The 5,640-nt window shown below is 69.2% G+C and carries 6 protein-coding genes; all 6 read left to right on the top strand.

The window, feature by feature from the left end:
- Positions 1-121: 121 nt before the first annotated feature.
- Complete coding sequence (gene tsf, locus HMPREF0975_RS00750; RefSeq protein ID WP_009232169.1) at positions 122-961, top strand: translation elongation factor Ts; 840 nt, start codon at positions 122-124, stop codon at positions 959-961.
- Positions 962-1,221: 260 nt separating this feature from the next.
- Entirely contained in the window at positions 1,222-1,974 is a 753-nt protein-coding gene (pyrH, locus tag HMPREF0975_RS00745; protein ID WP_009232168.1) for a UMP kinase, read from the top strand.
- A 143-nt stretch (positions 1,975-2,117) separates the two neighbouring features.
- Positions 2,118-2,675 (top strand): ribosome recycling factor, encoded by a 558-nt coding sequence (gene frr / locus HMPREF0975_RS00740; protein ID WP_009232167.1) that lies wholly within the window; start codon positions 2,118-2,120, stop codon positions 2,673-2,675.
- 73 nt (positions 2,676-2,748) lie between these two features.
- The gene (locus HMPREF0975_RS00735) at positions 2,749-3,678 is read left to right on the top strand and encodes a phosphatidate cytidylyltransferase (RefSeq protein ID WP_021609395.1); all 930 of its coding nucleotides are present in this window, start codon (positions 2,749-2,751) and stop codon (positions 3,676-3,678) included.
- Between the two features lie 70 nt (positions 3,679-3,748).
- Positions 3,749-5,011: a 23S rRNA (adenine(2503)-C(2))-methyltransferase RlmN gene (rlmN, locus tag HMPREF0975_RS00730; protein ID WP_009232165.1), complete on the top strand. Its 1,263-nt coding sequence runs from the start codon at positions 3,749-3,751 to the stop codon at positions 5,009-5,011.
- The gene (locus tag HMPREF0975_RS00725; RefSeq protein WP_003786395.1) at positions 5,008-5,553 is read left to right on the top strand and encodes a DivIVA domain-containing protein; all 546 of its coding nucleotides are present in this window, start codon (positions 5,008-5,010) and stop codon (positions 5,551-5,553) included. Before rlmN ends, HMPREF0975_RS00725 begins: the two co-directional genes overlap by 4 nt.
- Positions 5,554-5,640 lie beyond the last annotated feature (87 nt).

Below are 5,640 nucleotides of genomic sequence, written 5' to 3'. Positions count from 1 at the left end.
GCCTGAGCCCGGGCGCATCGCCCTCGCTTCTTGTTCACAGCGCGGCGCCTGCGCGCTGTGAACACCTTTCACACGTTCTTTTTCACACGTCTATTAGTCACTGACTGACCAGGAGACATTCATGGCGAACTACACCACTGCCGACATCAAGGCGCTGCGCGAGAAGACCGGCGCCGGCATGCTCTACGTCAAGAAGGCCCTCGACGAGGCCAACGGCGACGCCGAGAAGGCCATTGAGATCATTCGCGTCAAGGGCCTCAAGGGCATCGCCAAGCGCGAGGGCCGCGCCGCCTCCGCCGGCCTCATCGCCGCCAAGGTCGTCGACTCCGGCAACGGCCAGGTCGGCGTCCTCGTCGAGATCAACGCCGAGACCGACTTCGTGGCCAAGAACCAGAAGTTCCTCGACTACGCCGAGCAGGTCCTCACCGCCGCCCTCGACTCCGGCGCCACCGACGCCGACGCCCTGGCGGAGGTCGAGGTCGACGGCTCCACCGTCAAGGAGCTCACCGACGGCATGCAGGCCGTCATCGGCGAGAAGATCGTCGTGCGTCGCGTCGGCCGGCTGGAGGCCGACAAGATCGAGCTCTACCTGCACCGCACCAACCCCGACCTGCCCGCCCAGGTCGGCGTCCTGGTGGGCACCGACGCCAAGGCCGCCGAGGCAGCCCACGACGTCGCCATGCACATCGCCGCCTACTCCCCGGCCTACGCCACCCGCGACGACGTGCCGGCCGAGGTCGTGGACAAGGAGCGCACCATCGCCGAGGAGACCACCCGCGCCGAGGGCAAGCCTGAGAAGGCCATCCCCAAGATCGTCGAGGGTCGCCTCAGCGGCTTCTTCAAGGAGAACGTCCTGATCGACCAGGCCTTCGCCAAGGACCCCAAGACCACGGTCGGCAAGGTCATCGAGGCCACCGGCGGCGAGCTGACCGGCTTCGTCCGCTTCCGCGTCGGCGCCTGAGCCGTCCGCCGCAAGTCCGGCCTGCCGGGAACCGGCGCCGTCGGACCGGCCGAGGACTGATGGGGCGGGGCCACGAGCACCATGCTCGTGGCCCCGCCCCGTTTCGTCGCCCGATTCGTCGACGGCCGGTCCGGCATGTTGCAGCGCATAGTCCCATGGCGTATCTGACCCCTCCGGGTGACCACCATCGTGGCCCGGTGCCGTCGCGGACGGGGTAGGCTGTGCGCAGCCTGCCCACCGAACCCAGGAGACATAGCGCAATGAGTCAGGAACCGGCTCGTGATGACCGCGTCGCCCACGGCACGCACCCCAGACGCGTCCTGCTCAAGCTCTCCGGGGAGGTCTTCGGGGGTGGGTCGATAGGGCTGGATCCCGACGTCGTCTCCGACGCCGCCCGCCAGATCGCCGACGCCGTCCGTGCTGGCATCCAGGTCTCCGTCGTCGTCGGAGGCGGGAACTTCTTCCGCGGCGCCGAGCTCTCCTCTCGGGGCATGGACCGCGCCCGCGCCGACTACATGGGCATGCTGGGAACCGTCATGAACGCCCTGGCCCTCCAGGACTTCATCGAGAAGGCGGGCGTGCCGGCCCGCGTCCAGACAGCCATCGCCATGGGACAGGTCGCCGAGTCCTACATCCCTCTGCGCGCCATCCGCCACATGGAGAAGAACCGAGTCGTCGTCTTCGGCGCTGGCGCTGGTCTTCCCTATTTCTCCACCGACACGGTCTCGGCCCAGCGGGCCCTGGAGACCCACTGCGACGAGCTGCTCGTGGGCAAGAACGGCGTTGACGGCGTCTACACCGCCGATCCCCGTAGAAATCCCGATGCCAGGCGCCTCGACCACCTCACCTACGAGCGGGCACTGGCCGACGGCCTCCAGGTGGTCGACGCCTCCGCCTTCGCTCTGTGCCGCGACAATGGCCTAGCCATGCGCGTCTTCGGCATGGGGGAGCCCGGTAATATCACCCGCGCCCTCCTGGGTGAGAGAATCGGAACACTCGTCAGCTGCAACTAACCCGGTGGCCGCCTCCGCGGGACCGACGGCGAACCCGCCCAGGGCCCCGGACCCGTCCGCCGCATACCCACCGCCTGCACCGCCGTCCCCGCGATGGCCGACACCGATACACGAACCCACGACCGCCCAGCAAAGGAAGCACCATGATCGACGACGTCATGCTCGAGGCCGAGGACAAGATGGACAAGGCCCTCCAGGCCGCCAAGAGCGAGCTCGCCTCCATCCGCACCGGCCGCGCCAACCCCTCGATGTTCAACGGGATCGTGGTGGACTACTACGGCGCCCCCACCCCGCTCCAGCAGCTCGCCTCCCTGACGATCCCCGAGGCCCGCACCGTCCTGGTCAGCCCCTTCGACCGCTCCGCCATGAAGGACATCGTCACCGCCATCCGCGAGTCCGACCTCGGTGTCAACCCCACCGACGATGGCACCGTCATCCGCGTCACCCTGCCGGCGCTGACCGAGGAGCGCCGCAAGGACTACGTTAAACTCGCCCGTTCCCGCGCCGAGGACTCTCGTGTCCAGGTGCGCGGCATCCGCGGCAAGGCCAAGAAGGAGCTCGAGGCCATCAAGAAGGACGGCGAAGCCGGTGAGGACGACGTCAAGCGTGCCGAGCACGAGCTCGACGGACTCACCAAGCGCTTCGTCGAGCAGATCGACGCCGCTCTGAGCGCCAAAGAGGGCGAGCTCCTGGAGGTCTGACCCTCCGATCCCTGGTGCCGCCGCGTCTGTGCGCGCCGGTTCCTCCCCCGTCCCGCCGACCCTTGTGAGCCCTGTGACGACTCTGCTGAACCCACGCCCTACGCGCAACCACGACCCCCTGCCGGCCACCGGGCGGGCGGGCCGCAACCTGCCCGCCGCCATCGGGGTGGCGATCCTCTTGGTCGCCGTGGTCCTGGGATCCCTAGTCTTCTACAAGGTCATCTTCGTGGGCGTCGCTGTGCTGGCCGTGTGCGGAGCCCTGTGGGAGCTGGCGGCGGCCTTCGCCCGCAAGGGCATCCGCCTGCCGCTGGCGCCGCTGTGGCTGGGGACCCTGGGCATCTCCGTGTGCGCCTGGGAACTCGGGGCGGAGGCGGCCTTCGGGGCTTACGTGGCCACCGCAGGCGCCTGCGTCCTGTGGAGCTTCATGGACCAGGCCGAGGCCGAGACCGGTACCGTCCTGGAGCAGGCTGGCCATGACATCCCGCGCACCGAGGCCCATGACGAGGTCCGTCGTTCGCGCTCCAGCGCCGCGGCCGCCTCGGTCTTCGCCGCCACCTACCTGCCCTTCCTGGCCGGCTTCGCCATCCTGCTCCTGGTCCAGGATCACGGAGTGGGAAAAGTCATGATGCTCATCGCGCTGCCCGCCGCCAACGACACCGGCGGGTGGTTGGCGGGCATCACCTTCGGCCGTCACCCCCTGGCCCCCTCGGTCTCGCCCAAGAAGTCCTGGGAGGGGCTCATGGGCTCCCTGATCGCGGCCGTGGCCACCGGGGCCGGGTGCGTCTGGGCCATCGGCGGACCCTGGTGGGCCGGAGCCGCGCTGGGCGCCTGCACCGTGGTCGTCTCCACCCTGGGTGATCTGGGGGAGTCCCTGCTCAAGCGCGACCTGGGGCTCAAGGACATGGGAACGCTCTTGCCCGGCCACGGAGGAATCATGGACCGGCTCGACTCCATCCTCGTGGCGGCCCCACTTGTCTACGCCTTCACCCTCCTGGTGAAATAGGGCTGCATGCCCAATCCCCCCTGTCGACCAGCCCGGCCCTCCCCAGCCCCGGGACATGAGGAGCACGAGCGTGAGTCCTTCACGAGTACAGCAGCACCCCCGGCGCCCGCAGCCGGTCGGAATCAGCGGGCGCCCGCGTGACGGCCGGGTCCAGGTGATGCCCACCGACCAGCCGCCCGAGGGCGCTACCAGCCCCGATGCCAAGCCGCGTCTGTCCTTCGCCGTGCCGGTGGCGCGCGGCAAGGCCCCCCGACACCTGGCCGATCTCGACCTGGCGGGGCGGAAGGCCGCCTGCAAGGATTCGGGCCTGCCCTCCTTCCGAGCGGACCAGCTCTCACGGCACTACTTCACGCACTTCACCCGCGACAGCGCGGACATGACCGACCTGCCCGTCTCCCAGCGTGAGCAGCTGTGCGCCGAGCTGCTGCCCGAGCTCATCACCCCGATGCGCACCATGCGCGCCGACGGCGGACGCACCATCAAGCACCTGTGGGAGCTGCACGACGGCGTCCGGGTCGAGAGCGTCCTCATGCGCTACAAAGACCGCACCACCCTGTGTGTCTCCTCCCAGGCCGGCTGCGGCATGGCCTGTCCCTTCTGCGCCACCGGCCAGATGGGCCTGACCCGGAACCTGTCGACCGCGGAGATCGTCGAGCAGGTGCGCCGCGCCGCCCAGGCCTCGGCGGCCGGGGAGCTGACCGGGGGACCGGCGCGCCTGTCCAACGTGGTGTTCATGGGGATGGGCGAGCCGATGGTCAACTACAAGAATGTCGTCGGCGCTCTCCACCGGCTCATCGACCCGGCCCCCGAGGGGTTCGGCCTGTCGGCCCGCGGCATCACCGTCTCCACGGTGGGGCTGGTCCCCCTCATCCGCAGGCTCGCAGGCGAGGGCCTGCCGGTCACCCTGGCCGTCTCGCTGCACGCCCCCGACGACGAGCTGCGCGACGAGCTCATCCCGGTCAACTCCAAGTGGAAGGTCGGCGAGCTGCTCGACGCCGCCCACGACTACTTCCTGGCCACCGGCCGGCGCGTGTCCATCGAGTACGCGCTCATCAAGGACATGAACGACCACGCCTGGCGCGCCCAGCTGCTCGCCGACGAGCTCAACCGCAGGGACACCGGATGGGCACATGTCAACCCCATCCCGCTCAACCCGACCCCGGGCTCCATCTGGACCTGTTCGGAGGTTGCGGTTCAAGATATGTTCGTCGACACGCTTCGGCGTGCCGGAATTACCACGACGGTGCGAGACACTCGGGGCAGCGACATCGACGGTGCCTGTGGTCAGCTCGCGACCGAGGTACTCAACCAGGAGAGGGCTAAGACGACATGAGCGACATGTTTCCCAAGTCAGCGCTCCTGCGACCGGGCTACCGCCCCGAGCAGGTCGACCGCTACTTCGAGACGGCTCACGAGATCTACGACGCCGGTGAGCTCGACGAGATGGACTCCGAGGGTGTACGCACCGTCGCCTTCGACGTGGTTCTGCGCGGCTACCAGCCCCAGGCCGTGGACGCGGCCCTCGACCGCCTCGAGGCCGCCTTCCTCCAGCGCCGGCGCGCCGCCTTCGTGGCCAAGAATGGGAGGCAGGCCTGGATGGACCAGGTCACCCAGCTCGCCACCACCCTCTACCCCCGACTCCTGCGCCCGGCCGGTGAGCGCTTCGCCCCGGCCTCCGGACAGGGGTATGACAAGACCGACGTCGACGCCCTCATGGACCGCATCGCCGGCTACTTCGACTCCGACACCACCCTGACCTCCAGCGAGGTGCGCGGAGCGGTCTTCCGCCGCGCCCGGGGCAACAAGGCCTACGGGGAGCCCAGCGTCGACCGCTACCTGGCGCGCGTCGTCGAGGTCCTCCTGTCCGTCGAGTAGACCGAGCAGACCGAGCCACGTCGAGTAAATCCCGAGGAAACCCGCCGCCCCACTGACCGGCCACGCACCGTCACGTTCCTGTTCCCC

The sequence above is a fragment of the Actinomyces sp. oral taxon 849 str. F0330 genome (genome assembly GCF_000239715.1).
GTDB classification, from domain to species: domain Bacteria; phylum Actinomycetota; class Actinomycetes; order Actinomycetales; family Actinomycetaceae; genus Actinomyces; species Actinomyces johnsonii.
This window is presented reverse-complemented; position numbering and strand designations above follow the sequence as displayed.

Bases quoted from the DNA above. Each gene is read 5' to 3' on its own strand.
- pyrH (WP_009232168.1), top strand. From the start codon at position 1,222: ATGAGTCAGGAACCGGCTCGTGATGACCGCGTCGCCCACGGCACGCAC.
- HMPREF0975_RS00725 (WP_003786395.1), top strand. From the start codon at position 5,008: ATGAGCGACATGTTTCCCAAGTCAGCGCTCCTGCGACCGGGCTACCGC.
- frr (WP_009232167.1), top strand. From the start codon at position 2,118: ATGATCGACGACGTCATGCTCGAGGCCGAGGACAAGATGGACAAGGCC.
- tsf (WP_009232169.1), top strand. From the start codon at position 122: ATGGCGAACTACACCACTGCCGACATCAAGGCGCTGCGCGAGAAGACC.